General features: G+C 50.4%; 24 protein-coding genes. 16 read left to right on the forward strand and 8 right to left on the reverse strand.

Features of this window, described 5'->3' with window-relative positions; all coding sequences use genetic code 11:
• Nucleotides 1-10 precede the first annotated feature (10 nt).
• From NSP04_RS07920 to NSP04_RS07960, 9 genes are all read left to right on the forward strand, one after another.
• Nucleotides 11-181 (forward strand): hypothetical protein, encoded by a 171-nt coding sequence (locus NSP04_RS07920; RefSeq protein ID WP_257511805.1) that lies wholly within the window; start codon nucleotides 11-13, stop codon nucleotides 179-181.
• Between the two features lie 10 nt (nucleotides 182-191).
• Nucleotides 192-599, forward strand: a complete 408-nt coding sequence (gene ccmE / locus NSP04_RS07925) for a cytochrome c maturation protein CcmE (RefSeq protein WP_257511806.1) — start codon at nucleotides 192-194, stop codon at nucleotides 597-599.
• On the forward strand, nucleotides 596-2,587 hold the full coding sequence (locus NSP04_RS07930) for a heme lyase CcmF/NrfE family subunit (protein ID WP_257511807.1): 1,992 nt from the start codon (nucleotides 596-598) through the stop codon (nucleotides 2,585-2,587). Before ccmE ends, NSP04_RS07930 begins: the two co-directional genes overlap by 4 nt.
• Complete coding sequence (locus NSP04_RS07935; RefSeq protein WP_257511808.1) at nucleotides 2,584-3,165, forward strand: DsbE family thiol:disulfide interchange protein; 582 nt, start codon at nucleotides 2,584-2,586, stop codon at nucleotides 3,163-3,165. The genes NSP04_RS07930 and NSP04_RS07935 overlap by 4 nt, the downstream gene beginning before the upstream one ends.
• Nucleotides 3,162-3,578 (forward strand): cytochrome c-type biogenesis protein, encoded by a 417-nt coding sequence (locus NSP04_RS07940; RefSeq protein ID WP_257511809.1) that lies wholly within the window; start codon nucleotides 3,162-3,164, stop codon nucleotides 3,576-3,578. Before NSP04_RS07935 ends, NSP04_RS07940 begins: the two co-directional genes overlap by 4 nt.
• Before the next feature lie 76 nt (nucleotides 3,579-3,654).
• Nucleotides 3,655-4,131: a hypothetical protein gene (locus tag NSP04_RS07945; protein ID WP_257511810.1), complete on the forward strand. Its 477-nt coding sequence runs from the start codon at nucleotides 3,655-3,657 to the stop codon at nucleotides 4,129-4,131.
• On the forward strand, nucleotides 4,121-4,717 hold the full coding sequence (locus tag NSP04_RS07950; protein WP_257511811.1) for a hypothetical protein: 597 nt from the start codon (nucleotides 4,121-4,123) through the stop codon (nucleotides 4,715-4,717). Before NSP04_RS07945 ends, NSP04_RS07950 begins: the two co-directional genes overlap by 11 nt.
• Before the next feature lie 134 nt (nucleotides 4,718-4,851).
• The gene (locus NSP04_RS07955; protein ID WP_257511812.1) at nucleotides 4,852-5,457 is read left to right on the forward strand and encodes a PAS domain-containing protein; all 606 of its coding nucleotides are present in this window, start codon (nucleotides 4,852-4,854) and stop codon (nucleotides 5,455-5,457) included.
• Nucleotides 5,454-7,973: a chemotaxis protein CheB gene (locus NSP04_RS07960; RefSeq protein WP_257511813.1), complete on the forward strand. Its 2,520-nt coding sequence runs from the start codon at nucleotides 5,454-5,456 to the stop codon at nucleotides 7,971-7,973. The genes NSP04_RS07955 and NSP04_RS07960 overlap by 4 nt, the downstream gene beginning before the upstream one ends.
• Before the next feature lie 53 nt (nucleotides 7,974-8,026).
• Here the strand turns inward: NSP04_RS07960 and ettA are convergent, their stop codons facing one another.
• Nucleotides 8,027-9,688, reverse strand: coding sequence for an energy-dependent translational throttle protein EttA (gene ettA, locus NSP04_RS07965; protein ID WP_257511814.1), 1,662 nt, complete (start codon nucleotides 9,686-9,688; stop codon nucleotides 8,027-8,029).
• A 38-nt stretch (nucleotides 9,689-9,726) separates the two neighbouring features.
• A complete protein-coding gene (locus NSP04_RS07970; RefSeq protein ID WP_257511815.1) occupies nucleotides 9,727-10,869 on the reverse strand; it encodes an NAD(P)/FAD-dependent oxidoreductase in 1,143 nt (380 codons plus the stop codon).
• Nucleotides 10,870-11,126: 257 nt separating this feature from the next.
• Between NSP04_RS07970 and NSP04_RS07975 the strand changes: the two genes are divergently transcribed.
• Complete coding sequence (locus tag NSP04_RS07975; protein ID WP_257511816.1) at nucleotides 11,127-11,954, forward strand: outer membrane protein assembly factor BamE; 828 nt, start codon at nucleotides 11,127-11,129, stop codon at nucleotides 11,952-11,954.
• A gap of 77 nt (nucleotides 11,955-12,031) precedes the next feature.
• Here the strand turns inward: NSP04_RS07975 and NSP04_RS07980 are convergent, their stop codons facing one another.
• Both NSP04_RS07980 and NSP04_RS07985 read right to left on the reverse strand, forming a co-directional pair.
• The gene (locus NSP04_RS07980) at nucleotides 12,032-13,087 is read right to left on the reverse strand and encodes a saccharopine dehydrogenase family protein (RefSeq protein ID WP_257511817.1); all 1,056 of its coding nucleotides are present in this window, start codon (nucleotides 13,085-13,087) and stop codon (nucleotides 12,032-12,034) included.
• A gap of 56 nt (nucleotides 13,088-13,143) precedes the next feature.
• Nucleotides 13,144-13,596: an SRPBCC family protein gene (locus NSP04_RS07985; protein ID WP_257511818.1), complete on the reverse strand. Its 453-nt coding sequence runs from the start codon at nucleotides 13,594-13,596 to the stop codon at nucleotides 13,144-13,146.
• Between the two features lie 401 nt (nucleotides 13,597-13,997).
• On the opposite strand from NSP04_RS07985, the gene NSP04_RS07990 reads away from it, so the two are divergent.
• From NSP04_RS07990 to NSP04_RS08015, 6 genes are all read left to right on the forward strand, one after another.
• The gene (locus NSP04_RS07990) at nucleotides 13,998-16,493 is read left to right on the forward strand and encodes an acyl-CoA dehydrogenase (protein ID WP_257511819.1); all 2,496 of its coding nucleotides are present in this window, start codon (nucleotides 13,998-14,000) and stop codon (nucleotides 16,491-16,493) included.
• 115 nt (nucleotides 16,494-16,608) lie between these two features.
• Nucleotides 16,609-18,408 (forward strand): MFS transporter, encoded by a 1,800-nt coding sequence (locus NSP04_RS07995; protein ID WP_257511820.1) that lies wholly within the window; start codon nucleotides 16,609-16,611, stop codon nucleotides 18,406-18,408.
• Nucleotides 18,409-18,606: 198 nt separating this feature from the next.
• Nucleotides 18,607-20,571 (forward strand): PrkA family serine protein kinase, encoded by a 1,965-nt coding sequence (locus NSP04_RS08000; RefSeq protein ID WP_257511821.1) that lies wholly within the window; start codon nucleotides 18,607-18,609, stop codon nucleotides 20,569-20,571.
• A gap of 27 nt (nucleotides 20,572-20,598) precedes the next feature.
• Nucleotides 20,599-21,852 carry a YeaH/YhbH family protein gene (locus NSP04_RS08005; RefSeq protein ID WP_257511822.1) on the forward strand — a complete coding sequence of 418 codons (1,254 nt, stop codon included), beginning with the start codon at nucleotides 20,599-20,601 and terminating at the stop codon, nucleotides 21,850-21,852.
• 11 nt (nucleotides 21,853-21,863) lie between these two features.
• Nucleotides 21,864-23,330 (forward strand): SpoVR family protein, encoded by a 1,467-nt coding sequence (locus NSP04_RS08010; protein WP_257511823.1) that lies wholly within the window; start codon nucleotides 21,864-21,866, stop codon nucleotides 23,328-23,330.
• Nucleotides 23,320-24,300, forward strand: coding sequence for an aminotransferase class I/II-fold pyridoxal phosphate-dependent enzyme (locus tag NSP04_RS08015; protein ID WP_257511824.1), 981 nt, complete (start codon nucleotides 23,320-23,322; stop codon nucleotides 24,298-24,300). Before NSP04_RS08010 ends, NSP04_RS08015 begins: the two co-directional genes overlap by 11 nt.
• Here NSP04_RS08015 and NSP04_RS08020 read toward each other — a convergent pair.
• Genes NSP04_RS08020 through NSP04_RS08035 form a run of 4 tightly spaced genes read right to left on the reverse strand, consistent with a single transcriptional unit; the run spans nucleotide 24,297 to nucleotide 26,301 of the window.
• A complete protein-coding gene (locus NSP04_RS08020) occupies nucleotides 24,297-24,764 on the reverse strand; it encodes an RDD family protein (protein ID WP_257511825.1) in 468 nt (155 codons plus the stop codon). The genes NSP04_RS08015 and NSP04_RS08020 overlap by 4 nt on opposite strands.
• 45 nt (nucleotides 24,765-24,809) lie before the next feature.
• Nucleotides 24,810-25,244 carry a DUF3106 domain-containing protein gene (locus NSP04_RS08025; RefSeq protein ID WP_257511826.1) on the reverse strand — a complete coding sequence of 145 codons (435 nt, stop codon included), beginning with the start codon at nucleotides 25,242-25,244 and terminating at the stop codon, nucleotides 24,810-24,812.
• Between the two features lie 20 nt (nucleotides 25,245-25,264).
• The gene (locus tag NSP04_RS08030; RefSeq protein WP_257511827.1) at nucleotides 25,265-25,744 is read right to left on the reverse strand and encodes a DUF3619 family protein; all 480 of its coding nucleotides are present in this window, start codon (nucleotides 25,742-25,744) and stop codon (nucleotides 25,265-25,267) included.
• Nucleotides 25,741-26,301, reverse strand: coding sequence for an RNA polymerase sigma factor (locus tag NSP04_RS08035; protein WP_371825009.1), 561 nt, complete (start codon nucleotides 26,299-26,301; stop codon nucleotides 25,741-25,743). Before NSP04_RS08035 ends, NSP04_RS08030 begins: the two co-directional genes overlap by 4 nt.
• Nucleotides 26,302-26,405: the final 104 nt, after the last annotated feature.

Raw genomic sequence — 26,405 nt, forward strand, 5'->3', positions numbered from 1 at the left:
GGCTTAAGCAATGAATTTTGATGCATGGCAAACCGTTTGGATTTGCGTGGGTTTCAGTGTTGTTGTAATTGCACTGGACGCCTGGCTTGCCAACCGTGCTGGACCCGACAAAACCGAATTGGCCCGAACAGGGCAACGCGGCAAGCGCTTGGCCAGCATTGGCAAAGGAAGTTTGAAATGAGGAACGTGACATGAGCAACGTACGCACGCACCGCGCCGTCTGGCTTGCTGCCATTGTGGTTGTGGCCTTGGGCTTTGGTATTGCACTGGTGAAGGTGTTCAATGAAAACCTGGTGTTTTTTTACACACCCACACAAATTTTGGGCGGAGAAGTGCCCACCGGAGAAAAAACATATCGCCTGGGCGGAATGGTTGAAACCGGAAGCGTGCAACGCGAAGCTGATTCGCTGAAAGTTCGTTTCGTAGTCAGTGACTTGAATAGCAAAGTTCCTGTTGAATTCAACGGAATTGTTCCCGATTTGTTCAAAGAAGGAACCGGCGTGGTCGCTGATGGCCAATGGGATGGGACCACCTTCGTAGCGTCTGAAGTGCTGGCCAAACACGATGAAGAATACATGCCACCCGGAGTCGAGCAGTGATTGCATTTGTATCTCAGTTCAGCCTTGCCTTGGCGTTGGTGCTTTCTTTCTTTGGGGCTGTGGCGGGCTTTGCAGCAGTGCGTGGCGTTTTCACCCATGAGCCCGCAGTGCCTTTACTCAAGTCCGTGCAGCGCAATGTCACCATGGTGTTCGGTTTGGTGGGTATCTCTTTTGTCGGCTTGATTTACTCTTTTGTTGTTAGCGATTTTTCAGTGCGCAATGTGGCTGAAAATTCCAACCTTGCCTTGCCGGTGCTTTATAAAATTGCAGCCACGTGGGGCTCGCATGAGGGCTCGTTTTTGTTGTGGGTACTCATGTTCGCTGGTTGGGCGCAGGCTGTGGCAGCGTCAAACTTCGAGGTGTCAGCATGCTTCAAAGTGCGGGTTTTGGCTACGCTGCAGTTGGTGCTGGTTGGTTTTCTGTTGTATCTCCTCATCGCCAGTAACCCCTTTGAATACCTGTACCCCACACCGCTGGATGGTCGCGATTTAAATCCCTTGTTGCAAGACATTGGCATGATCCTCCATCCGCCTCTGCTGTACATGGGCTATGTAGGTTTCGCAGTTACTTTTGCGTTTGCCGTAGCAGGTTTGTTGGAAGGCAGATTTGACATGACCTGGGCGCGTTGGAGCAGGCCATGGACCAACGTGGCCTGGGCTTTTCTTACGATGGGCATTGCACTGGGAAGCTGGTGGGCCTACCGCGAATTGGGTTGGGGCGGTTGGTGGTTCTGGGACCCGGTTGAAAATGCATCGTTGATGCCTTGGTTGGCCGGCACTGCGCTTATACATTCCCTGGCAGTTTCTGAAAAGCGCGGAGCCTTGCGCAGTTGGACGCTGCTGTTGGCCTTAACCACTTTTGCCTTGTCCTTGCTCGGCACTTTTTTGGTTCGCTCTGGCGTACTGACTTCCGTGCATGCGTTTGCCACCGACCCCGAGCGCGGCGTGTTTATTCTCGCCTTGTTGTTCCTGGTGGTGGGTGGTTCCTATATTTTATATGCCTTGAAAACAGGCGAAGTGGGGCAGGGGGGCAGCTTCAAAACCACGGGCCGTGAATCGCTGTTGTTGTCCAACAATGTGTTAATGAGTGCGGCGTTGGTCACCGTCATGCTGGGAACACTCTATCCATTGGTGGTTGAAGTCATCGGCGGACGAAAAATGTCGGTGGGCCAACCCTACTTTGAAGCCTTGTTCGCGCCGATTTTGCTGCCAGCAGTGTTGCTGATGGCTCTTGGTCCCGATTCTCGCTGGCGCGAAACGCCAATGGCACAGTACATTAAACCAGGTGTAGTGGCCATGGGTGCTGCTTTGCTGGTGTTGATCGGTGCAGCTTTCTTCAATGGGCACTTCAGTATTGTATGGGCCATTGGTGTGGTGTGTGCGGTGTTCATGGCCGTGGCTACAATGGCCCACGCAGCAGTGGCCACACGCAAGGCGGGTGCCGCCATTCCTGAAAGTGGTTTGCTGTATCGAATTCGGCGCTTGTCACTTTCTTATTGGGGCATGGTGCTTGCGCACTTGGGTGTTGCTGTGTTCGTGGTGGGCGTAAGTTGGGTAAAAACATTCGAAACAGAAACCGATGCCGTGTTAAAGCCGGGCGAAACCACTGAAATTGGCCCGTGGCGGGTCACCTTCATTGGCGTTGATTCCGTTCAGCGGCAAAACCATGTGGCCGCGTTGGGCGTGTTTGAAGTAACCCGTGGGCAAGGCAATCTGATTCATTTGTTGGAACCCGAAAAACGCCGCTACCAAAGTTCAGAACAAATCATGACCGAGGCGGCAATTCACACCGAGTGGTTTTCTGATGTGTATTTGAGTTTGGGCGATGCTGTGCAAAGTAACGCCAATGCGGGCAGTTGGGGTGTGCGTTTGTACTACAAACCACTGATTAACCTGATTTGGTGGGGCTGCGCGCTGATGGCCTTGGGTGGTTTGCTTACCGTATTCGACAGGCGCTACAGGCCAAAAAGGAAACAGGTGCTGACATGATCAAGAAACGTCTGCGTTTGTACTTGCCAATTTTGGTGCTGCTGTTTCTGGGCGTTTTTTTATTGCGCGGATTGTGGCTTGATCCCAAGAAATTGCCTTCCGCTTTGATCGGCAAACCCGCGCCGGTAGCGCAACTTCCGGTGTTGAGTTTTGAAGGTTCAGAATCAAGTGCTGTACAAATCGTTGACATTCAAACCTTGCAGAACATTGATGCGTTGAAAGGCGAGCCTTGGGTGTTGAATGTGTTCGCATCCTGGTGCCAGGCTTGCCTGGTGGAGCACCCGCATTTCATTGAAATGGCTAGGCAGCAAAGCTCGCAGAAGAAAATCAAGCTTGTGGGTTTGGCTTACAAAGACGATTTGGCGAACACACGCCGCTGGCTCGCGCAGTATGGAAACCCCTATGATTTGATTTTGATTGATCAGCAAGGTCAGTACGGAATTGAGTTGGGGGTGTACGGCGTGCCTGAAACCTTTTTAATGAGTGTAAGCAATACGATTATTCACAAGCAAGTTGGCCCTGTTCCTGCTGATTATCTTGAAAGCATGGCCATGCCTGCCATAGAGGCTTCGCGATGAATGTGAACGACCTGAACTCAACTGAAAAAGAACAATACAAGGAAGTGGCCAGTGAATTGCGCTGTCTGGTTTGTCAGAACCAGTCGCTTGCGGATTCGCATGCTTCACTTGCCGTTGACCTGAAAGAAAAAATTGCAGAGCAAATTCGTGCTGGCAAAACCAATGAAGAAATCAAGAGCTTTATGCAAGACCGGTACGGTGAATTCGTAATCTACAAGCCAGCCTACAGCATGGAAAATGCTGTGCTTTGGTTGGGGCCGTTTGTGGTCTTGCTGGTTGCCGTTGTGCTGGCACGCAGAGTAAGTCGAGGTACAAGTGCTTCACTTCAACCCTCCAAACCACCGGCCGCTGAGGCTGATCCGCAGTGGGCAGAAAAACTCTATTCCAGCGCCAAGCCAGAAAAGAAGGATTGATCAGAATTGAGCGCTACATTGCACTTATGCAGTTTTGACGCTAAAAATATCGGTGATTTTTCATTCTGAGGTGGCCATGTTCAGTTCTCGCGTTGTAATTGCTGCCAGTATGGCGCTGCTTGCTGCATGTTCAACTGTTCCTTCCAATGATTCCCCCAGATGGGAGCAAGTTGGACTGGATATTTTGAAACAAGGCTGCGCAGGTGCAAGTGTTGTATACACTGACGTCCCGAATCGGCATGTTGTCGGTTTGATTGATCAACTGAAAACAGTTCGTTGCGACGGTTTTGTTTCACAAACTTATCACTCCAAAGCGGCATCCAATCCGCAGGGTTTGCCCATTTCACTACAACTCAGTAAGCCCCACCCGGGGCTCCCAGGGTTTCTTGATCTGGGCACCGATATCCGTTCTGTAGAACAGCACTTGGGGCCATCCAAGGCACGTAAGGGCAACAGCTTGTTGTATGAGCCCTCGGAAGGTAACAACGCGCTTGTCATTCACGTGGATCAAGAAAAAGTAGTTTCCTTAAGGTGGGATTGGAATGTCGATTAAATTCATGCGTAACTTTGGCTTGGTCTGTGCTGTTTTTTTGCTTGCGGCGTGTGACAAACCCCAGGTGGATGAAACAAGCGAGGGGCCACCTGTGGCTGCCTCTGAGCCCTCACCCGCCCCCGCGGAAGGCACGGTTTCAAGCCTGAATCTGGATGGCGATGGGCTTCGATTAATTGATTCAAATTCAGGCGGCGCACGCGCAGTTGAATTTGGTACTAATAAAACTGAATTTTTGGAGATGCTTGAAAAGGTTACGGGTAAGCCCGCTGTGAAGCAGGGCAACAATGAAGACTGCGGTGCGACAAACGCGGTGTGGTCCGATGGACTAATCACGTGGTTTCAAGCCGAGCGATTCGTGGGTTGGTCTATCAGTGAAGACCAAGCCTCGACGCTGCGCACTGCGAACGGCATTGGCCTTGGAATGACAAGAACCGAGCTTGAAAACAGTGGCACAGTGGTGCAAGTTACCGAGTCATCGATCGGAATCGAGTTCTCTGCGGGAAATGTGGCGGGGCTTTTGAATTCATCGAATGCCGATGCCAACATAAGCAATATGTGGGCGGGCCAAGTGTGCATCGCGCGTTAGATCTAACTTGATTGTCTGTATCTTGTTCATATATAAGACAGAAGCACCCATCTTTACCCTAAATTGGGGAATAAGCGAACTTTGGATTGCATTGGGGAGTACTATAAAAATAATGTTACTCACAGTGGTACCTCATGTCTGCAATCGTAAAAGCAACCAGAAACAAGTCTGAACTGCGTTCAGAGGCGGCTTTTCGATTGAAAATCGGCGTGGCTAACAGCGCTGACTGGTGTCTGGGTGCAGACACTTTGGGGCTGTTGTTCAAACTGGCCAGTTCTCCAGAAACTGTGATGGACGGGCTAAAGCTTTTGCACGAGTTACAAACCCATCAGGTTGAGCTGGAAATGCAGCAGCAAGAGTTGGAACACAGCGCTCAGCAACACACCAAGCAAATGGACAAATTGAAGTCATACTTCGAGCATGCACCATTTGGTTATCTGATTGTCAATCGGGATGGCGAAATCATTCACTGTAATTCAGCCGCCGTCATGTTGCTTGGCTCGAAAAACAAATCATGCGTTGGTCAGCGATTCGACAGTTTCTGTACCGTACTCAGTGCTTATGGTCTTCAAGACTTGTTGATGCATGCCGTGGTCGAAGGTCCCCCAGTGATGTGTGTGCTTGAATTGAAACCAGGCCGCGGCCGCCCTAGGCGAATGCAGGTTTTGATCAACAAATCGCCCGAGGAAGGTCAATTTTTGTTTGGCTTGTCCAGTTACGACCAACTGCTGAAAGTTTGAAACCCAATCCCGAAAGCAATTCAGACACCCGAGTGGTAGGCATTGGCGCGTCCGCGGGTGGCCTACCTGCACTTGAAGAGTTTTTCCGGTCGGTGCCCAAAGAAAGTGGATTGGCCTACCTCGTGGTACAGCACTTGGACCCCACCAAGAAGGCACTTCTTCCCGAGCTGCTTCAACGAGTTACTGACATGACCGTTCGAGAGGCTAGCCACAATGCCAGTATCGATCCCAATTGTGTTTATGTTCTGCCACCCAACTGGGAACTTTCCGTTCATAGCCGTAAGCTGCAACTTTCGCATTCCACAGAAGTTCGTGGGCTACGCCTGCCAATCGATGTTTTGTTTTCGTCGCTGGCCAGCGAATATGGCGAAAGGGCGATCGCAGTGGTACTTTCCGGCATGGGGTCAGACGGCACCTTGGGTATGCAAGCAGTGAAAAGCAGCGGAGGGCTTACTTTGGCTCAAACGCCCGATTCGGCACAATACGACTCAATGCCTCAAAGTGCGATCGGTACGGGTTGTATCGATATAGTGGCTCCCTGTGATTCACTCCCCATCAGGATCATGGGCCTGTTGCATGGCCCGCCCAAACCCGCAGAGGGGGCCGTAGAACAAGAACAGAATGACATTGAAGCCATGAGTGCAATTGTTCAACACTTGAGGGCTCACACACGTCACGATTTTTCACTTTATAAAACCAGCACCCTGTTAAGGCGCATTGAGCGTCGTATTTCCGTGCATGGTCTTAAGGGAATGTCGAGCTACGCCACATTTTTGGAGACTAATCCAAAAGAAATCGAATTGCTGTTCAAAGAGCTTCTGATTGGTGTCACCAACTTTTTTCGTGATCCCAATGTTTGGGATCATTTACAAGATTCGATTTTGCCCTCAGTGGCTGGAGAGTTTTCTGCCTCCCATAAATACCGCGCATGGTGTGCGGGTTGTTCCACTGGCGAGGAAGCCTATTCATTGGCGATGGTGTTGGCCGAAGTATTTGATCGATTGCCCCCCAACAAGCGGGTCGAGGTTCAAATTTTCGCATCGGACATTGGGACTGACGCCATCGCTTTTGCGCGCCGGGGCAAATACCCTTTGTCGATCGCCGAGCATGTTTCTCCTTCAAGGCTGTCACGCTTTTTCATCTTGCGTGATGGTTACTACTTTGTAAGCCAAAGAATTCGCGACATGGTTTTGTTTGCCCAGCATGACCTTGTGCTCGACCCCCCTTTTACCAAACTGGATTTGGTGGTTTGTCGAAACCTGTTGATATACTTTGATTCAGTGTTGCAGCAACGTTTGTTGCCGCTGTTTCACTACAGTTTGCGTCCCGGTGGTTTAATGTTGTTAGGAAGTTCTGAAACCATTGGAAACACGGAGCACTTGTTTGCGGCTGTGCATGCGAAATTGCGTTTTTACCAGCGCCGCAACAGCGATCCATTGCTAAACACAGATTTGTTGTTAAATACCTTCCCCACCATTCAAGTACCAAACCGAGATTATTCTGTGTCCAAACCCACGCCAGACAATTCGAATTCCCTGCAAAATTTGCAAAGTGCAGCTGACCACGTGCTGTTGCAGGTGTACGCGCCCGCTGCGGTGGTGGTGAATGGCGAAAGCGACATTGTGTACATCAGCGGCAGAACCGGTAAATATCTTGAGCCCGCTGCGGGCAAGGCGAATTGGAATATTCATGCAATGGTGCGCGATGGTTTGCGCGCACCGCTGTACAACGCACTCAAGAAAGCAGCCACTCAGGACCGTGCAGTGGAATTGCTCGGCTTACCCGTAGAAATGGGAAACTCCGCCAGTCTGGTTGTGGATGTGACAGTGCAGAAGCTGAAAGAGCCGTCTGCTCTGCGTGGCATGTTCATGATTGTCTTTCGAGATGCAGGTGTTTTATCCGAGCGGCAACAATCAACCCTGATGGAAGTTGACAACGTCAGCGGGGCATTGGCCACCGAGTTACATCGGCAGCAAGAAGAAAATCAGCGTCTTCGCGAGGAGAACAGGGCATCTCAGGAAGAGCTTCAGTCCTCAAATGAAGAGCTTCAGTCGATCAATGAAGAGTTGCAATCCACGAACGAGGAGTTGACCACCTCCAAAGAGGAAATGCAATCCATGAATGAAGAATTGCAAACCATTAATTCTGAACTTCAGGCCAAGCTTGATGATTTGGCACTGGCTCAAAGCGACATGCAAAATCTGTTGAACAGCACAGAAATTGCAATTCTTTTCCTGGACGGAAATTTGAATGTGCGGCGCTACACTGAGCGAGCCGCAAAAATTATCAGTTTGCGCGAAAGTGATGTGGGCCGGCCATTGAGCGACCTGAGCAGCATTTTGAATTATCCAGAATTGAATGAAGATGCAGCTGAAACCTTGCGAACCTTGGCATTCTCGCAGAAGCAAATTTCCGGCAGTGATGGCCGTCAGTTTTCAGTGCGAATCATGCCTTACAAGCGCTTGGACAATGTTATCGATGGTGTGGTCATTACCTTAATGGCAATCAACACATAAAAAAACCGAACCATGATTGCCCAGGGTTCGGTTTTTTTGGCTTCGGTTCTGGTTTATTTCAAAGGCTTGTAGCGCACACGTTTTGGCCGCGCACCTTCTTCACCCAAACGCTTCACTTTGTCGGCTTCATATTCCTGGAAGTTGCCATCAAAAAACACCCACTGTGAATCTCCTTCGCAAGAAAGAATGTGTGTGGCAATGCGGTCAAGGAACCAGCGGTCGTGTGAAGTAACCATCACCGTGCCTGCAAATTCAAGCAAGGCGTCTTCCAGTGAACGCAAGGTTTCCACGTCCAGGTCGTTTGAGGGCTCATCCAGCAGCAAGACATTGCCACCTGAAATCAGGGTTTTGGCCAAATGCAGGCGGCCACGCTCACCCCCAGACAAATTACCAATGAGTTTTTGCTGATCACCACCCTTGAAGTTAAAGCGCCCCAGGTAGGCACGTGAAGGCATTTCAAACTTGCCCACGGTCAGAATGTCTGCACCGTCGGCCACACCATCAAACACGGTTTTGTCGTTGGGCAGTGAGTCACGGGTTTGGTCAACCACGGCCATGCGCACGGTTGATCCAATTTTGATCTCGCCACTGGTGGGCTTTTCTGTGCCTGCCAGCATTTTGAACAGGGTGGATTTACCTGCGCCGTTGGGGCCAATTACACCCACAATTGCGCCGGGTGGCACTTTGAAGCTTAGGTTGTCTATCAATAAACGGTCGCCGAAGGCCTTGCTGACATTCTCGAATTCAAACACTTCATTGCCCAAACGCTCGGCCACTGGAATAAAAATTTCCTGGGTTTCGTTGCGCTTCTGGTATTCGTGGCTTGAGAGTTCTTCAAAGCGTGCAATACGCGCTTTGGATTTGGCCTGGCGCCCCTTGGGGTTTTGGCGAACCCATTCCAGTTCTTTCTTCAATGCTTTTTGGCGCGCGCTTTCGCTGCTTTCTTCTTGCTTCAGGCGGTCTTGTTTCTGGTCTAGCCAAGAACTGTAGTTGCCTTTCCATGGAATGCCAGACCCACGGTCCAGTTCCAAAATCCACTCGGCTGCGTTGTCGAGGAAATAACGATCGTGGGTAACGGCAACCACGGTGCCCGGGAATTTGTGCAGGAATTGCTCCAGCCAGTGCACTGATTCTGCGTCCAGGTGGTTGGTGGGTTCGTCAAGCAGCAGCATGTCGGGCTTGCTCATAAGCAGGCGGCACAGTGCCACGCGGCGCTTTTCACCACCCGACAAATTGGCCACATTGGCTTCCCAAGGGGGCAAGCGCAGCGAATCGGCTGCAATTTCCATCAAGTGTTCCGCGTCATTGCCAGCGGCAGAAATAACCGCCTCCCATTTGGCTTGTTCCTCGGCCAGTTTGTCGAAGTCGGCATCGGGTTCGGCGTAGGCGGCGTAAATTTCTTCCAGTTTCTGCTGGGCCATACCCAGTTCGCCCAAACCTTCTTCAACCGCTTGGCGCACTGTGTGTTCGGGGTTCAACTCAGGTTCCTGGCTTAAGTACCCAATGTTCAAATTGGGCATGGGCACCGCTTCGCCTTCGATGTCTTTGTCGACACCCGCCATAATTTTCAGAAGCGTAGACTTGCCCGAGCCGTTCAAGCCCAGCACACCGATTTTCGCGCCGGGAAAGAAACTCAGCGAAATATTTTTCAAAATCTGGCGCTTTGGGGGAACAATTTTCCCCACGCGGTTCATGCTGTAGACGTACTGGGCCATTCGGTTTCCAATTCAATAGGTTTAACAATGCCGCAATTTTAAATCATCGCGGGCAGCAGGGGGGTTAAGGCTTGTCGTTCCTTGCTGGCTTCACCCAGCAAGGCCATGCCCAGCAACGCGCCATCTTTGTTTTTAAACAGCGCTTTCACGCCATTTTCATCAGCGGTAATTTCCCACTCACCTTCATGTTCGGGCAGGGGCGGGTTCACCACTGCTGGGCAGTCGGGTGTTTTAATGCTGACAGGCATGGCCGGGAATTTAATTTCGGTTGGTTTGCCGGTCAGTGTTTGGGCCATGGCGCGCGCAGATTGCATCACAGGCATGATGTACGGCAACACGAACTTACCCAAGTAGTCTGCGCAATCGCCCAACGCATAGATATTTGAATGGCTTGTTTGTCCCAAGCCATTCACCACAATACCGCGTTGCACGGTTAAACCTGCATTTTGGGCCAGTTCTGTGCGGGGTTTTAAACCCACTGCAGACAACACCAAATCAGCTTGGGTACTGTCACCAGTAGAGTCGGTCAGGGTGTAGGCAGTACCGGTTTTTACAATGCCTGTGACCGAGCGGCCCAGCTTCCAGCTCACTCCCTTCTCGGCCAGCTTGTTCAGCATGAAAGTGCTGGCCTGTTCGGGTAGCAGGCGCGCTAAGGGGCGGTCCGCCAAATCAAATACGGTGGTGTGAATCTCAGCCTTCAGCAGGTCATTGGCAAATTCGCAACCAATCAGGCCTGCGCCCAACACGGCAACTTCTTTTTTGCCTTCCAGCAGTTTGCGAAATACGGTGTAGTCGTTCAAATCATTCACACTGATCACATCGCTCGCACCATTGCCTTCGAGGGGCAATTTGATTGTGTCGGCACCCAAGGCCAGCACCAGGTTGTCATAGTTGAATTCGCCAGCGCTGCTTGAAACTTTTCGCGCATCGGCATCAATTGCGCTCACGCTTGTATTGGGAATCAAGTCAACTTTTTGTTGTTCAGCAAATTTTGCGGCAGGCGTCATCACCAGGCTTTCCGGTGTTTTTCCGCTGGCCAGTGCATTGGACAACATGGGCTTGGAATAGAAATCGCCATTGTCGGCAGTGATCAAGCGAATCTGTGATTCCGGGTCTGCTTTGCGTAGTTCTCTAACCAAAGTCCAAGCGGCCACGCCGCTTCCAATGATGGTGGTATTCATGTCGTTAATCCTGTTGCTACAAATCAGTTGAAATAGTTGCTGTCTATGAATCTGTTGAAATGATGGTGCATTACTATAACCATTTTCGATATTGGCATTGTAAGCGCAATCCAAATGTATACGGGTGTTTACCAAACAGAGCTGCATTGGTTAAGATGCTGGAAGTATTCGGTTTTAACGCCGAACGCCACGATAGACTAATGGCATTCCTTTATTATCAAACGACTTCACAAAATACACATCAAAGGGAGACAACTTTGAGTACATTTGATCGCATGGGCACTTCACGTTTTTTCAAAACTGCGGCTTTGGCGCTGTCAGTATCAGTATTGGCCGCTTGCGGATCCATGACTGGCCTCAAAGACATTCCCGAGTATCTGGATTCCGATTTTGAACATGTGGGCCCCCGTGATTTCATCACCAACATAGACCTGGCTCGCATCAAATTGGGCATGTCGCCCCTTCAGGTTCAAAACCGTTTGGGTATGCCGATGCTCAGTGGGAAAGAGCAAAATGATCGTTGGGACTATGTGCTTAAAAAAGGTCAAGGCGCGCAAGAAGAATTTGTTCCCTACGCGGTTTATTTCAAAGATCAAAAGGTGGTGCGTCTTGCACCGTTGACACCTCCTCCAGCAGCGCCTGTTGACGAAGTGGCTGTTCAGGCCCCCGCAGTTGAAGCGCCAGCCGCCAGCGCTGGTGAAGTAATGGCACCCGAACCCAGCCTTGCAGTTGGGGCCGATGTTGGCGATGCAGCGGCTATCAATGACATGTTGAGCAACTGGGCCGCTGCGTGGTCATCGAAGGACGCAGCAGGTTACCTTGGCTTTTACGCCGACACTTTTGAGCACGGGAAAAAGTCGCGCGAAGTTTGGGAGAATCAGCGTAAAGCTCGTTTGTCTGACAAAGAAACCATCTCGGTGAGCGTGTCAGATGTACAAATTGATGTTCAGTCGGAGGCTTTGGCGTCAGTAAAGTTCAAACAAGACTATTCATCAAACCGCTTCAACGATTCGGGCACCAAAATCCTGACCCTGTCGAAAGCAAGTGGTACCTGGAAAATTCAAAGCGAAGAGTTTCAGAAGTAATTTTTGATTTTGTATAAAAAAGCCCCTGGTAGCAAACATTGCAGCCAGGGGCTTTTTAGTTTAAGGTCGTGCGGAATTTACTGTTCGAAGATCTGGATTTTTCCGCAACCATCCAAACGTTCAACCAGGTCACTGCCCATCAGTTTTGAAGGTGTGTAAGCGCCACCCGCAATGTTTTTCTCCATCAAAATGAAGCTGGCCACTGCCAGTGAACCCATTACAGTTAAAGAATAACCATTCGCGGTTTTTACACGGGCAACCACTTTTTTGCCTTCGGCATTGCTGGCCTCGCCCCACACATAAGCGGGCATTTTTGCGCGTTGTTCTTCATTGGGGCCTTCGACCTTTGCCGCCTGTTTTTTCAAAATATTCTGTATCAGCGACAGTCCCAACACGGGGCGTGCCAAGTTGGCAGCCCGCATCATGCGTACTGATTTGGGCGATGAAGGAATGTATACCTCTATGTTCCGGATGCCGGTGCTGTGAAATGCCGTGGACACATCGCCCCAAGGGATGGTGACTGCGAACTTGGTGCCGTTGCCAAAGTTAATTTCACGGGTGCTGTAGCCCAGGCCAACAGGTTTAATTTCCCCGTCTTCACGAACGCGCCCGCCATGCTTCATGGCTTCCACTGTTGTTTTGGCGGTGCCTGCCGACAAGCCGCTGCGTGAATCGAAGCCCAAGGCCAGATGCGTGGCGTCTGGCAGTAATTCATGAAGTCGCGATGCCACACAGTCTGTAGGAATGACGTCAAAACCAACACCCGGGCACAATACGATTTTCTGTTTTCTTGCTTTGCCGCTAAGCGATTGCGCCAACTCGAACACCGAAATTTCGCCGGTAATGTCGAGGTAATGAGTTTTGGTCTGCAGGCAGGCCATCATCATGGGCTCTGCGGTTTCAGAAAACGGGCCAGCGCAGTGTAGTACCAGGTCCACTTCGTTCAAGCCTTCGAGCACTTCCGCCTCGTCGTCCAGAGAAAACACACGGCTTGGCAAGCTTAGTTTATTGGCCAGTGCGGTAACCGCTGCTTCATTGCGGCCCGCCAAAATGGGGCGCATGCCGCGCTTGGCGGCTTCTCGTGCAATCATTTCGCCGGTGTAACCATTGGCGCCGTATATCATCCAGGGCATTGCTTCTCCTAAAGCGCAGCAGGCGCCCTCGGTGGGGCGCCCTTGTTATTTTTAAATCAAGATTCCAATTTGGCTTTCACACGGTCAAGAAAAGTGCCGACCTGTGCGTCAAATTCGGATTTCACTATACCTTCTGCAATGCCTTTCATCAGGCGTGGCACAGGCATCTCGAATTCGCCCGTGGAGCGAAACGAAACCGTACAGGATTTGGGGCTTTCTTCTTTAATCACCCAACCACCGGAAACTGTTGCATTCCCTTCGCCTAGAACCGGGTTCCAGTCAATCTTGGTTTTGCCATCGTTGGTGTATTTCACAGCGTACTTCACTTGATGTGAAATACCTGCGGCACCAATTTTCGCCATTTCCCAGCGCCATACTGCATCGCCAAGGTCCACGATCTTGTCCAGTTTTGGAAATAGAGCCACGGTGTCTGCCACGTCAGCCAGTTGTTCAAACGCTTTTTGCGCGCTGCAGGCCACTTTGAAAGACTTTTCGATTTTTACGTTCACATTAACCGCCATATTCCCCTCGCTTTTTATTGTGGATGTTTTACTGCATAAATCGAAGTGTATCGGTTAAACGGCGCGCTTGTTAGCTCGATCAAGCAACTGGGTGGTGCTTGAATGCCGGCTTGTTAATTCTTTCGAGGCCACTTGTTCAACTGAAAACTGGCGTGTTGCACTGCAAATATTGACGATCCTTGTGTAAACCTTTGTTGACAGCTTGTTTGACGAATGCTGCAAACTACAAATGGTGCAATGCAATGTAAGTGATTGAATTTTTTCGAATTCAAGCTCTAGAAAAGTCGGCGTATTTTTGGTGCAATAAGGTTGACAGTCGTTCACCGAAAGCGCATGTTACGCCTAAGTAACTTAGAAGTAACTTTGATGGTATTCAAGGGGTAATAATCATGTCAAATTCGTTCTTCGCCGTTTTTTCAGCAGTCGTGCTGATCGGTCTTGTATATAGCGGCGCAAGCCTGCTGACCTTTACAGCCGCAATTGGCGCGGCTGCACTGGGCTTTTACGCCTTGGGTGGCTTGGGTGAACTGGGTCTTGTCGTTTTTGCAGCAATCTACCTGCCAATCGCCGTGGTACTGAACGTGTCCAGCCTGCGTCGCAGCGTGTTGACTGCACCAATTTTCAAGGCCTTTAGCAAAGCGCTGCCAGCCATGAGCCCAACCGAGAAGGATGCACTGGAAGCAGGCGACACCTGGTGGGAAGCTGAAATGTTTGGCGGCAAGCCAGACTGGTCCAAGCTAATGAATGTGAAGTACACCGAGCTGACAGCAGATGAAAAGTCGTACCTCGACAACGAGACAGAAGAACTGTGCAAGATGCTCGACGATTGGAAGATCACTTTCGAGTTGAAAGACCTGCCCAAAGAAGTGTGGGACTTCATGGGCAAGAACAAGTTCTTCGCCATGTTGATCGCCAAAGAACACGGTGGCTTGGGTTTCTCCCCCTACGCGCAAAGTTGTGTGGTTGCAAAAATCGCCACCCGCTCACTGACCGCATCAGTCACCGTGATGGTTCCTAACTCATTGGGCCCAGGCGAGCTGATCATGCACTACGGCACACAGGAACAGAAAGACTACTGGCTGCCACGTTTGGTGGATGGCCGTGAAATTCCCTGTTTTGGTTTGACCGGCCCTGAAGTGGGTTCAGACGCCTCTGCAATTCCCGACACTGGCGTGGTGGTTAAGCGCAATGTGAACGGCAAAGAAGAACTGGGCATTGTTTTGAATTTCAGCAAGCGCTACATCACCTTGGCACCTGTGGCCACCGTGGTGGGTTTGGCATTCAAACTGAAAGATCCGGAAGGCCTATTGGGCGACAAAAACAAGGTGGATTACGGCATTACCTGCGCGTTGTTGCCAGCGGATACGCCGAATGTACAAATTGGTCGTCGACACTTCCCTGGCGCTGTGTTCATGAATGGCCCAATCATCGGTAACGATGTGTATGTTCCGCTGACTTCAATCATTGGTGGCCGCGAAATGGCTGGCAAGGGTTGGAGAATGCTGGTCGAATGTCTGTCTGCAGGCCGCGGTATTTCTTTGCCAGCGTTGTCAGCCGCATCGGGCTGGGGCATGTATTTGGCCACCGGCGCCTATGCGCGTATTCGTCGCCAGTTCAAAATGCCGATTGGCCGTTTTGAGGGGGTTCAGGAAGCAACCGGTAAAATCGGCGGCTTGACCTACAAGCTTGAAGCATCACGCGTGCTGACAGCAACCGCCTGTGCCGAATGTGCTCCGTCTGTTGTCACGGCCATGATGAAATACCACATGACTGAAATGATGCGCGAAATCATTCTGCGCTCCATGGACGTACACGGTGGCCGTACGGTTATTCTTGGCCCACGCAACTACCTGGGCCAGGCTTACCAAGCCATGCCAGTGGCCATTACGGTTGAAGGTGCGAACATCATGACGCGTAACCTGATCGTGTTTGGTCAGGGCGCAATTCGTTGCCATCCCTGGGTACTGAAAGAAATGCAAGCCGCCCAGAATCCGAACAAAGCAGAAGGTCTGCGCGACTTCGACAAGGCATTCTTCGGCCACTTGGGTCATATTTTCAACCGTGCAATGCGTGCTCTTTTGTTGGGTTTGAGCGGCAATCGCTTGGCGAAAAGCCCGGTAAGCGGCCCAATGGCAAGCTATGCCAAAGCCATTGAGCGTCGTTCGGCAGCCTTGGCGTTTACAGCCGATGTGGCCATGGGCGTGTTGGGCGGTGAGCTAAAGCGCCGTGAGCGTTTGTCAGCCCGCCTGGGCGACGTGTTGAGCCACCTTTACATGGCCACTGCTGTTTTAAAGTACTTTGAAACCAACGGCCGTTTGGCCGATGAATTGCCACACGCTCAGTGGGCGATTGAAGATTCGCTGGCTGAAATCGACAAGGCCTTCACCGAATTCAACCGCAACTTCCCCAACAAGGCTGTTGGTATGTTGTTGAACTTCGTGGCTTACCCTTTGGGCATGGGCAAATCGAAAGGACCAAGCGACAAGGTGAACGCAGAAGTGGCCGAGTTGTTAATGACACGGAATGCATTCGCTGAACGCCTGCTAGACAAGGTGTTCGTTGGCGAAGGATTGTCAGACCCAACTGGTCGTATTCTGGAAGCAGCAGACAAATTGTTGTCGATCGAACCTGGTTACAGCAATTTCCTGAAAGCTGTTTCCTCAGGCAAAGTAATTGGTGAAGGACTGGAAGCCCAGTTGAAAGATGCGGTGGCGAAGAACTTGATCAGCCCCGATCTGGCGCAGGGCATTCGCGAGTACGAGCCGATTCGTTTCGATGCAATTTTGACCGACGACTTCAGCAAAGACTATTTGCGCAGCAATGGTCAAATTCCTGATGAAATTATTGAAGCCAAGCCAGTGAACGAATACAAGGCAGCTGCTTGATTTTAAATAGGAAGTTTTTAACTGCAATTTTGTTGTAGTAAAAACATCGAAAGGCCTCGCAAAAGCGAGGCCTTTTTTGTTACTCGCGCGGAATATTTTGCGCTATGCTAAAAGCATGGCAATTCAATTGATACGTGACAATCGTTTTGGCGCATTCTTCTGGACGCAGTTCCTAGGAGCGTTCAACGACAATCTTTTGAAGTTCGCCGTTACCTTGGCCGTCACCTACAACGATGCGCTTCGCGGCAGTTTTTCCCCTGGCTTGTTGATCAATTTAATTGCTGCATTGTTTATTCTTCCCTTCGTAATTTTCTCGGCCACCAGTGGTCAGCTTGCGGACAAATTCGACAAAACCAAAGTCATGCGCCTGGCCAAGTGGTTAGAACCACCCATTGTCATCATCACCGCACTTGGTTTTTTGATGAATTCGGTGGAGCTTTTGATATTGGCAGTGTTTTTGTTGGGCACTCAGTCTGCATTTTTTGGCCCGGCGAAGTATGCCTATTTGCCCGAACAGTTGAAATCGAGTGAACTGGTGATGGGCAATGCTTTGGTTGAGTCAGCCACATTCATGGCCATTTTGCTGGGCACCATTGCTGCGGGCAGTTTGATGAGTCAAGACGCAGGCAATGTGGTGGTTTATGTGGTTTGTGGTTTTGGTTTTTTGGTTGCCTTGCTGGGTGTTTATCAATCGCAGCGCATGCCCTTGACACCGTCCCATTCACCCGACTTGAAAGTGAACTGGAACTTGTTCACTGAAACCTGGCGGAATGTGCGATTTGCCACAGGTTTGCCGAAAGTATGGCCCGCCTTGCTGGGTATTTCCTGGTTGTGGTTTGTGGGCGCCACTTACCTTACGCAATTTCCTCTGCTTTCAAAAACCCTGTTGAATGCAAGCCCGGGCGTGGCCACTGTGCTGCTGTTTGCGTTCACCGTGGGTTTGGGTATTGGTGCATTTTTGTGCGAAAAATGGTCCAGAAAGCGCATTGAAATGGGGTTGGTGCTGTGCGGTTTGGCCGTCATGGTCGTGGCAGGGGTGCTGCTTCATTTTGTATTGCATGCCTATGAAACCAGTGCCAGTCAGCAAACCGTGTTTGTCTTCTTCAGCCAGTTCAACAATTTGGCTGTGCTGGGCTTGTTTGTCTTGATCAGTGTTGGTGTGGGTTTGTACAGTGTGCCGCTTTACGCGACCATGCAGGCTTTCGCACCCAGGGAAAGCCGTTCCCGAGTGGTGTCGGCCAACAACATCATCAATTCCTTCTTCATGGTGGTTTCTGCAGGGTTTGCCATCGCCATCTTGTTGGGCACGCAGGGTGCAGTCATGTGGGTGTTCACTGCGGTCACCGCAATCAATGTGGTGGTGCTTGGCTTGTGGATCGTCAAACAACCATATGTGATGTTGCGCACGCAATTGCTGTTCAAAGTGCCTGCCAAGCACCTGCCCAGAATTGAAAACCTGGAACACTTGGGTGAAGCTGGCGGGAATCTGATTGTGTTTCCCACCTTGCTGCATGAGAACTATTTGCTTCGCATGGCAGGCTTGCCCATGGAGATGACGGTGGTGTTGTCTGGCCGCTTGAAACCGTCACGTTTCGTGAATCAAATGCGCAAACATGGCTTCGTGCTGGAATTCAGCAAGTTGTCGGAAATTGATACCCAAAAGGAATTAATCAAGGCGATTGCGTTACACATACAAGAGGGGAAGTCGATAGCCATCGACAAACCCATGTTCGAATTGTTGCGCAAACAATATCGCTTAGATGACATGCCCGGTGTGCTGGCAAAAAAGGGTGTGGTCATGAATGTGCTCGAATTTTCAGAAGAGAACAACAAAGAGAATTTAAAGAAGTCTGAAATTTCTCACACGGTATGGCGTCTAAACAAAAAAGAAGTCCTAACCGCTTCAGGGGTTTAAGACCCCACTTGATAGGGAGATAGTAGTTAAACCAGAGTTAATTAGAAAGTGTTGCAAGCACCAAAACAGCACAAAAATGTAAACAAACAAGCTGGCCTGTTTTTTGCAACTTTTTCAGTGGATGGAATTGAATGCTTTAAGCGCGAAATAGGTTCACGGTTAAAGCAAAAGGCAATAAGCGTTGTGCAGGAGGACATCATGAACACAGAGCTTGATACGCGTGATTTGAATTCCGGTGATTCTGACATTTTTGGTCAGTTTCAATCCCGATTTGCAGCTTTGCAGCAAACCGAGATGAGTCTCGAAGAATACCTCGACCTGTGCAAAGCCGATCCCCTGACGTACGCAAGCGCTGCAGAGCGCATGTTGCATGCCATTGGCGAACCCGAAGTAGTGAACACCCGCCACGATCCCCGACTTTCCCGCATATTTGCGAACCGAGTGGTGCGCCGCTACCCCTCGTTCCAAGAGTTCTATGGCATGGAAGACGTGATTGAAAACATCGTTTCTTACTTCCGCCACGCCGCTCAAGGCCTGGAAGAGCGAAAGCAAGTGTTGTATTTGCTCGGCCCTGTGGGTAGTGCCAAATCATCATTGGCAGAACGCTTGAAAGCTTTGATGGAGCAACAGCCCATTTTTGCCTTGAAAGGCTCGCCCATTAATGAATCACCTTTGGGTTTGTTTGACCCCGTACAATTTGGTGCATCACTTGAAGACAAATACGGCATTCCGCGCCGCTACCTGACTGGTATTGCCAGCCCATGGGCTACAAAACGCCTGGCTGAATTTGGTGGCGACTTGCGCAAATTCCGTGTGGTTCGTTTAATGCCATCCACCTTGAACCAGGTTGCAATCGCCAAAACAGAACCCGGCGATGAAAACAACCAGGACATTTCAGCCCTGGTGGGCAAGGTTGACATTCGCATGTTGAACCAGTTCAGCCAGGATGATCCCGATGCCTACAGCTTCAGCGGTGGCTTGTGTTTGGCCAACCAGGGCCTGCTTGAATTTGTGGAAATGTTCAAGGCGCCGATCAAAATGTTGCACCCGTTGCTAACTGCTACGCAGGAGCGCAACTTCAAAGGCACTGAGGGCTTTGGCTCCATTCCCTTTGACGGCATTATTCTGGCGCACAGCAACGAATCGGAATGGCAGCAGTTCCGCAACAACAAAACCAATGAAGCATTTCTGGACCGTGTGTACATCGTGAAGGTGCCTTACTGCCTGCGCGTGTCCGAAGAAGTCAAGATTTACGAGAAGCTGCTTGAGCATTCATCCCTGTACAAGGCCGCCTGTGCACCAGGCACCTTGAACATGATGGCGCAGTTCAGTGTGTTGACTCGTTTGAAAGAACCCGCCAACAGCAATCTGTTCAGCAAAATGCGTGTTTACGATGGTGAAAACCTGAAAGACGTTGACCCACACGCCAAGCCAATTCAGGAGTATCGCGACCAGTCTGGCCCCGATGAGGGCATGAATGGCTCGTCCACCCGTTGGGCTTACAAAGTGTTGTCCAAGGTGTTCAACTTTGACCACCATGAAGTGGCGGCCAACCCAGTGCATTTGTTGTATGTGCTTGAACAGCAGGTCATTAAAGACAACCTGCCAGAAGAGCAAACCCGCAAGTATCTGGACTTTATCAAGAGCTACCTGACACCCAAATATGCCGAGTTTGTGGCCAAGGAAATTCAAACCGCTTACCTTGAAAGCTACAGCGAGTATGGGCAAAACCTGTTCGAACGCTACATTCAGTTCGCTGACAAGTGGATTCAGAATGAGGAATTCCGCGACCCTGCCACTGGTCAAATTTTCGATCGCGATTCGCTGAACGATGAATTGGTGCGTATTGAGAAGCCGGCAGGTATTGCCAACCCCAAAGACTTCCGAAACGAAGTGGTTAATTTTGTGTTGCGCGCGCAAGCCAGCAACACGGGCACCATGCCAGCCTGGACCAGCTATGAAAAGCTGCGCGAAGTGATCGAGCGCAGTATGTTCTCGAAAACTGAAGACCTGCTACCGGTTATTTCTTTCGACCACAAAGGCTCGAAAGAAAGTCAGGAGAAGCACGAGAACTTCGTGGACAGAATGGTGGCCAAGGGTTACACCGAAAAACAGGTTCGCCTGTTGGTGGAATGGCATTTGCGCGTTAAAAAAGCGTCTTGATCATTCAAAACGCTTAAAGGAGTTGGCATGAGCGATTCAACCATTATTGATCGCAGGCTCAACGGCAAAAACAGAAGCTTGCCCAATCGCGAGCGCTTTATTCGGCGTTACAAAACGCAGTTGAAAAAGGCGGTCGCGGATGTGGCAGGCGAATCGTCTATTTCCGACGTTAGCGGCGATGGGCGGGTGAAAGTACGCATCCCAATCCGCGAGGTTTCTGAACCCACCTTTATTTTCGGTGAAGGCGGCAGCAAAGAACAAGTAGTGCCCGGCAACCGCGATTTCGTACCCGGTGATCGCATTCCACGCCCCAGTGGCGGCGGCGAGGGTAAGGGTGGCGGTAAGCCCGGCAAGGGCGAAGGTGACGATGCCTTTACTTTCGTGCTGTCTCGCGAAGAATTTCTTAATTTGTACTTCGACGATCTTGAGCTGCCCGAGCTGTTAAAGCGTGAAATTTCATCGGTAAAACGCATGAAAAGCCGCAACGCGGGTTACTCGCGTTCGGGTGCCCCAACATCTTTGTCGGTGTTGCGAACCATGAAAGCGTCTTTAATGCGACGTGTTGCGCTGGAGCCGCGGGAAGAGGACGAAGAAGACGGTGAGGACAAAGGTCAGCTCGATCTTCTTGATGATTCGAAAAAGAAGCCCTACGTGCCCTTTCTCGACGAAGTGGATTTGCGATACAGAAACCGTGTCACCTATCCTGAACCGTCTACCAACGCAGTTATTTTTTGTTTGATGGATGTTTCTGCTTCCATGGATGAGGCCAAGAAAGACCTGGCCAAACGCTTTTACACGTTGCTGTATTTGTTCCTGACCCGCAAATACGAAGAAGTGAAGTTGGTGTTCATACGCCACACCGACGAAGCCGAGGAAGTGACTGAAGAAGATTTTTTTTACGGCAAGAAAAGCGGTGGCACAGAAATTATGCCTGCCATGGAATTGATGCATCACATCATTGAAACCCGCTACCCGGGCAGTGCATGGAATGTGTACGTGGCTCAGGCTTCCGATGGCGACGCCACTTCTCGGGATGCCCGGGCCAGCGCGGAGTATCTCTCTTCCAAAATCATGCCGCATGTGCGTTACTACGCTTACGTGGAAACCATGCCCACGCCCATGTTCGGAATGGCGCGTGCGTCTGATCTATGGGAAAGCTTCGAGCGGCTAGAAGACAGCTTTGCAGGGCACTTTGCCATGCGCAAATTGTTTAATCGGCGAGACATCTACCCTGTGTTTCGTGGTCTGTTTGAGAAAAAAGAAGTGGCCTTCGGGCGCTAGGAGTGGCAACAATGGCCAAGCAACTGGATATAGCAGGCAATGAGTGGACCTTCGAATTGCTGCGGGAAATCGATGAGCAACTGCACGACATTGCTGCCAACAAATACAAGCTCGACACCTTTCCGAATCAAATTGAGGTGATTACTGCCGAGCAAATGCTCGACGCCTATTCCAGTGGCGCTATGCCGGTCATGTACCCGCACTGGAGCTACGGCAAATCATTTTCGGTGAATGAACATTTGTATGAAACAGGCCAGCAAAATTTGGCCTATGAGGTGGTGATCAATTCCAGCCCCTGCATTTCTTACCTCATGGAAGAAAACACCATGACCATGCAAACCCTGGTCATCGCCCACGCCTGCTACGGACACAATTCTTTCTTCAAAGGCAATTACCTGTTTCGCCAGTGGACCCAAGCCGACGCCATTATCGATTACCTGGTGTTTGCCAAAAAGTATGTGATGGAATGCGAAGAAAAATACGGTTTCGAGGCAGTCGAAGAAGTGCTGGACGCAGCCCACGCCATTCAATATTTTGGCGTGGATCGTTACAAGCGCCGCTATGAATCGGAAGCCTCACTGAAAGTAAAGCGTGATGATTTGGCCGAAGAAAAACGTCGCCAATACGATGAAATCATGGCCAAGGTGTCTCCGGTCGAGGCTGCGCAAATTGAACGGCGCCAAGACAATTACCCGCGTGAGCCGGTTGAGAACATTCTTTATTTCATTGAAAAAGAAGCCCCCAAGCTGCGCGACTGGGAACGAGAACTGGTGCGCATTGTTCGAAAAATGTCGCAGTACTTTTACCCACAGGGCCAAACCAAGGTCATGAACGAGGGCTGGGCCAGCTTTTGGCACTACACCTTGCTCAATACGCTGTACGACGAAAAGCTGGTGTCCGATGGCTTCATGCTGGAATTTTTAACTTCGCACACCAATGTGGTGTTTCAGCCCGATTCTCGCGATGGTCGATTCCGTGCCTTGAATCCTTATGCCTTGGGTTTTGCAATTTTCAGCGACATTCGGCGCATGTGCGAAAAGCCCACCGAGGAAGACAAACGCTGGTTCCCTGAATTGGCGGGCAGTGGCAATTGGCTTAAGGCCACTGACTTTGCCATGCGCAACTTCAAAGATGAGTCCTTCATCCGCCAGTTTTTGTCACCGAAGGTGATTCGTGATTTCCGCTTGTTCGCCATTGCAGATCACAAAGCTGAAAGTGAATTGTTCATCGACAGCATTCACAACGACGAGGGCTACAAACGCATTCGCACCCTTTTGGCAGACCAGTATTCTCGTGAAAGCATGGTGCCGGATATTCAAGTGACCTCGTATGCACGAATGACGGATCGTTCCTTGATGCTGACGCACATGAGCCGCCGTGGTCGACCACTGAACGATGGCGAAGCCGAAAAAACCTTGGCGCAAGTCGAACGACTGTGGGGTTTCCCTGTTCATTTGGAAACCCTGGATGTTCATTGAAACGCGGGTCAAGCAACAGGCCAAGCTCGACCTGTCAGGGTCGGTGGCACCTTTTGAGTTGCCGCTTCCCGACATGCCTGCTCACATTTGGCGCAGTCCCGATCTGCTTCGGTCGCGTTTTCACCTAGAAGCTACTCGTTATTTCGAATGTGAAGCAGTGCTTGCTGTAACCGGAATCGAAAGCGGAATTTCGGCATTGGCGCGCTTGTTTCAAACCTGGTACGGTTCAATGCGTGTGGTGCTGGCCGAGCCCAGCTTTGATCAGTGGGACAAACGTTTTCGCCGTGCCAACCATGTGGTGCTGGACTGGCCAGTCGACATGATTCTTGAGGGCGAAATTCCCGAATGTGATGTTGTGGTGCTGGGGCGCCCGGTTAACCCCACCTGCCAAATGATCAGCATTCAACAGGTAAAGCTTTTGGCCAGACGGCTTAGGGAGCAGGGCGGTTGGCTTATTCTGGACGAGGCTTACCTGGATTGGACCAGTGAAGAGTCTTATGCGTCTTTCATTGAAGCGGAGCCGGCCATCGTATTGCGCTCTGTTGCCCCTTTCTCAGGACTTGCAGGGGCCAACCTGGCTTTCGTGTGTGGCCCCAAGGCGGTGTGTACTGCTTTGTTGAATGAAGTGGGCACACAGGCTGTGTCGTCGCCCCAGTGGTGGTTGGCATTGCAGTACTTTGAGGCCGAAGAATGGCGCGCTGCCCAGATTGATCGCCTTGCACAGGTAAGCCTGCGCCTAGAGACCTTGTGGAGAAGCAAGCTAGGGGCTGAATTGGTGGTTCACCGCGGTGGCTATTTTGCCAGCTTTGTTCATGAACAAAATGAAGCGTGGGCCAACCAGCTGGAAGCCAAAGGGGTGTTGGTTCGGGTTTATCAATCCGATCATGGGAGCATTCTTCGATGCGGAATACCGAAAAATGAGTTCGACTGGATGCGATTGAGCCAAGCCATCCATGAACTGACAATTTAGCTGTGCCGCATCACTTCTTCAATGCCTCGTTCGCGTGGTTTTGTCGACACCAACAGTGTTTTGGCCAGTCGGTCTTGTGGAAATTGACCATTCTTGTCGAAAAATGAGTAGATGAAAGCAATACCGGTTAGATTGAAAAGCCAGCACAACACGTAGCGGTAAATCGCCTGCAGCAAACCCACCTTGCTGCCATCTTCTTTCACCAAACGAATGTGCCAGGTTTTCATGGCAAGCGTTTGGCCCCCATGGCGCCAGAACCACACAAAATACAACCCCAGCACTGCAAAAAACCACCATTGGCGAGCTTCGCGCAAGTACAGCGCATGTCGGCTTTGGGTCAGTGTGTCGAAAAAGTAGCCCGCAATGAACAAAACGCCAAACAGCAGCATGCTTTCGTACAACATGCTTGCCAGTCGGCGTTTTCTGCTTGGGCTAATCAGGCCATTGTCAATCAATCGTTCCATGCCTGTATTTTATCTCTGCTCAGGCAATCTGGAAGTGCTGTGGCTCTAATTCGAAGCCTGTTTGTTGTTTTTGATCTTGAATTCGTCGCGTTGTTTCGGATCGAGGCTTTGGTAACTGTTCCAGCTTGAATTTCGCTCGCCTTGACGTTTTTCTTTCAAAGCCTTGTAATTTTCACGGGCTGAAGCTTTGTCTCTGGGGCTCATTTTGCTCCATGCACTTACTCGTTCTCGCATCGTGGCCTGCCGCTCGGCTGATTCACCTTCGTACTTGCGGCTTACCTTTAACCAGCGTTCTTGCTGCGAATCGCTGAGCGAGCTCCACTCGTCTTTCAATGGCGCAAGCAACTCTTGCTGCTTGCTGGACAAGTCAGACCACTTTTCCGACGCCAGCGCATCGAAACTTTGAATGCCTAAAACCAAAAGCAGCACCAAGGTCAAAACCCTTGAATACAGCTTGGTGGCAGTTCTTGTGGCCTTCATGTCCTACACCCTTCAAAGTACTAAATTGACGTAGTGAAATCTGCTGGAAGTGAATCCATCCATTGCTCAATGCCGTCTTCCGCTGGAATGGCATTTTGTTTTTGCAATTCGGTCGCGTAATTAATGAAACCGTTGTCCAGATATGCATCTGGGGGAAGGTCATCTGACAAAATGGCCGCATCCAGATCTGCAGTTTCAGAAATCCGGGCATTGTAATTTTCAAGACTGAATTGGGCCACACCGAATACAGCGCCCGCTACGAACAGGGCACTAACCGCCATGGACAGGGCAGGTCGATTAAACCAATCTGAAACATCTTTTAACCAGCCAAACAACTGGGGTGATGCGCTGTGTTTGCTTGCCTGAAGTTTTTGGCGATGCAACTCGACCGATTTTGAAATGGCAAAATCAAGTTTGGCCTGAATGTTGGGCGAAATTTGTCCCGCTGACTCATCCAGTAGCCTTTTCACTACATTTGCGGTTAGCCGTTCTTCATTCATTCCCGAAACCCCTGTTGCCTTAATACCTGTGCCAATGCTTTTGTTGCCCTTGAGCAATGTGTTTTAACGCTGCCTTCCGAGCATCCCATAATTTGGGCTGTTTCTGCCAAATCCATCTCTTCCCAATAACGCAACAGGAAGGCCTGGCGTTGACGTTCGGGCAAATTCGCGATGGCTTCTTCAATCGCTGCCATATTCTGGGATTGTTCTATCTCTTCCTGAGCACTAGCATTCTGAGATTCGCCTTGTGCAAGCAGGTTCTCGAGCACATCATAATCTTCTTCGTCTTTTTTCTGAAAGCTTGAAAAGAGGGTCGTCCAGGTGTTTCTTACCTTTTGCCTGCGGTGAAAATCAAGTATGGTGTTTTGCAAAATACGGGTGAACAGCATGGGTAGCTCTTCTTTTGGCTTGTCACCGTATTTGTCAGAAAGCTTCATCATGCTTTCTTGGACCAGGTCCATCGCGCTTTCTTCATTCTTTACAGCAAAAAATGCCTGGCGATAAGCTCGGTGCGATACCTCTCTCAGAAAATCCTCTAATTCTCTCGTGCTTGCCATAGATTGTTGTGTCGAGGTTTGAGTAGAGGGTTTCCGGGGGTAGCGAGGATAATTCGCGAAATTTAACAATACGGCATGATATCAAAGCCACAAGCTTTTTTCTT

It is taken from the genome of Limnobacter parvus (assembly GCF_024623725.1).
GTDB classification, from domain to species: Bacteria; Pseudomonadota; Gammaproteobacteria; order Burkholderiales; family Burkholderiaceae_B; genus Limnobacter; species Limnobacter parvus.

Coding starts and splice junctions, on each gene's coding strand:
- NSP04_RS07920 (WP_257511805.1), top strand. CDS start 11: ATGAATTTTGATGCATGGCAAACCGTTTGGATTTGCGTGGGTTTCAGT.
- ccmE (WP_257511806.1), top strand. CDS start 192: ATGAGCAACGTACGCACGCACCGCGCCGTCTGGCTTGCTGCCATTGTG.
- NSP04_RS07935 (WP_257511808.1), top strand. CDS start 2,584: ATGATCAAGAAACGTCTGCGTTTGTACTTGCCAATTTTGGTGCTGCTG.
- NSP04_RS07940 (WP_257511809.1), top strand. CDS start 3,162: ATGAATGTGAACGACCTGAACTCAACTGAAAAAGAACAATACAAGGAA.
- NSP04_RS07945 (WP_257511810.1), top strand. CDS start 3,655: ATGTTCAGTTCTCGCGTTGTAATTGCTGCCAGTATGGCGCTGCTTGCT.
- NSP04_RS07950 (WP_257511811.1), top strand. CDS start 4,121: ATGTCGATTAAATTCATGCGTAACTTTGGCTTGGTCTGTGCTGTTTTT.
- NSP04_RS07955 (WP_257511812.1), top strand. CDS start 4,852: ATGTCTGCAATCGTAAAAGCAACCAGAAACAAGTCTGAACTGCGTTCA.
- ettA (WP_257511814.1), bottom strand. CDS start 9,688: ATGGCCCAGTACGTCTACAGCATGAACCGCGTGGGGAAAATTGTTCCC.
- NSP04_RS07970 (WP_257511815.1), bottom strand. CDS start 10,869: ATGAATACCACCATCATTGGAAGCGGCGTGGCCGCTTGGACTTTGGTT.
- NSP04_RS07980 (WP_257511817.1), bottom strand. CDS start 13,087: ATGCCCTGGATGATATACGGCGCCAATGGTTACACCGGCGAAATGATT.
- NSP04_RS07990 (WP_257511819.1), top strand. CDS start 13,998: ATGTCAAATTCGTTCTTCGCCGTTTTTTCAGCAGTCGTGCTGATCGGT.
- NSP04_RS07995 (WP_257511820.1), top strand. CDS start 16,609: ATGGCAATTCAATTGATACGTGACAATCGTTTTGGCGCATTCTTCTGG.
- NSP04_RS08000 (WP_257511821.1), top strand. CDS start 18,607: ATGAACACAGAGCTTGATACGCGTGATTTGAATTCCGGTGATTCTGAC.
- NSP04_RS08005 (WP_257511822.1), top strand. CDS start 20,599: ATGAGCGATTCAACCATTATTGATCGCAGGCTCAACGGCAAAAACAGA.
- NSP04_RS08010 (WP_257511823.1), top strand. CDS start 21,864: ATGGCCAAGCAACTGGATATAGCAGGCAATGAGTGGACCTTCGAATTG.
- NSP04_RS08015 (WP_257511824.1), top strand. CDS start 23,320: ATGTTCATTGAAACGCGGGTCAAGCAACAGGCCAAGCTCGACCTGTCA.
- NSP04_RS08020 (WP_257511825.1), bottom strand. CDS start 24,764: ATGGAACGATTGATTGACAATGGCCTGATTAGCCCAAGCAGAAAACGC.
- NSP04_RS08025 (WP_257511826.1), bottom strand. CDS start 25,244: ATGAAGGCCACAAGAACTGCCACCAAGCTGTATTCAAGGGTTTTGACC.
- NSP04_RS08030 (WP_257511827.1), bottom strand. CDS start 25,744: ATGAATGAAGAACGGCTAACCGCAAATGTAGTGAAAAGGCTACTGGAT.
- NSP04_RS08035 (WP_371825009.1), bottom strand. CDS start 26,301: ATGGCAAGCACGAGAGAATTAGAGGATTTTCTGAGAGAGGTATCGCAC.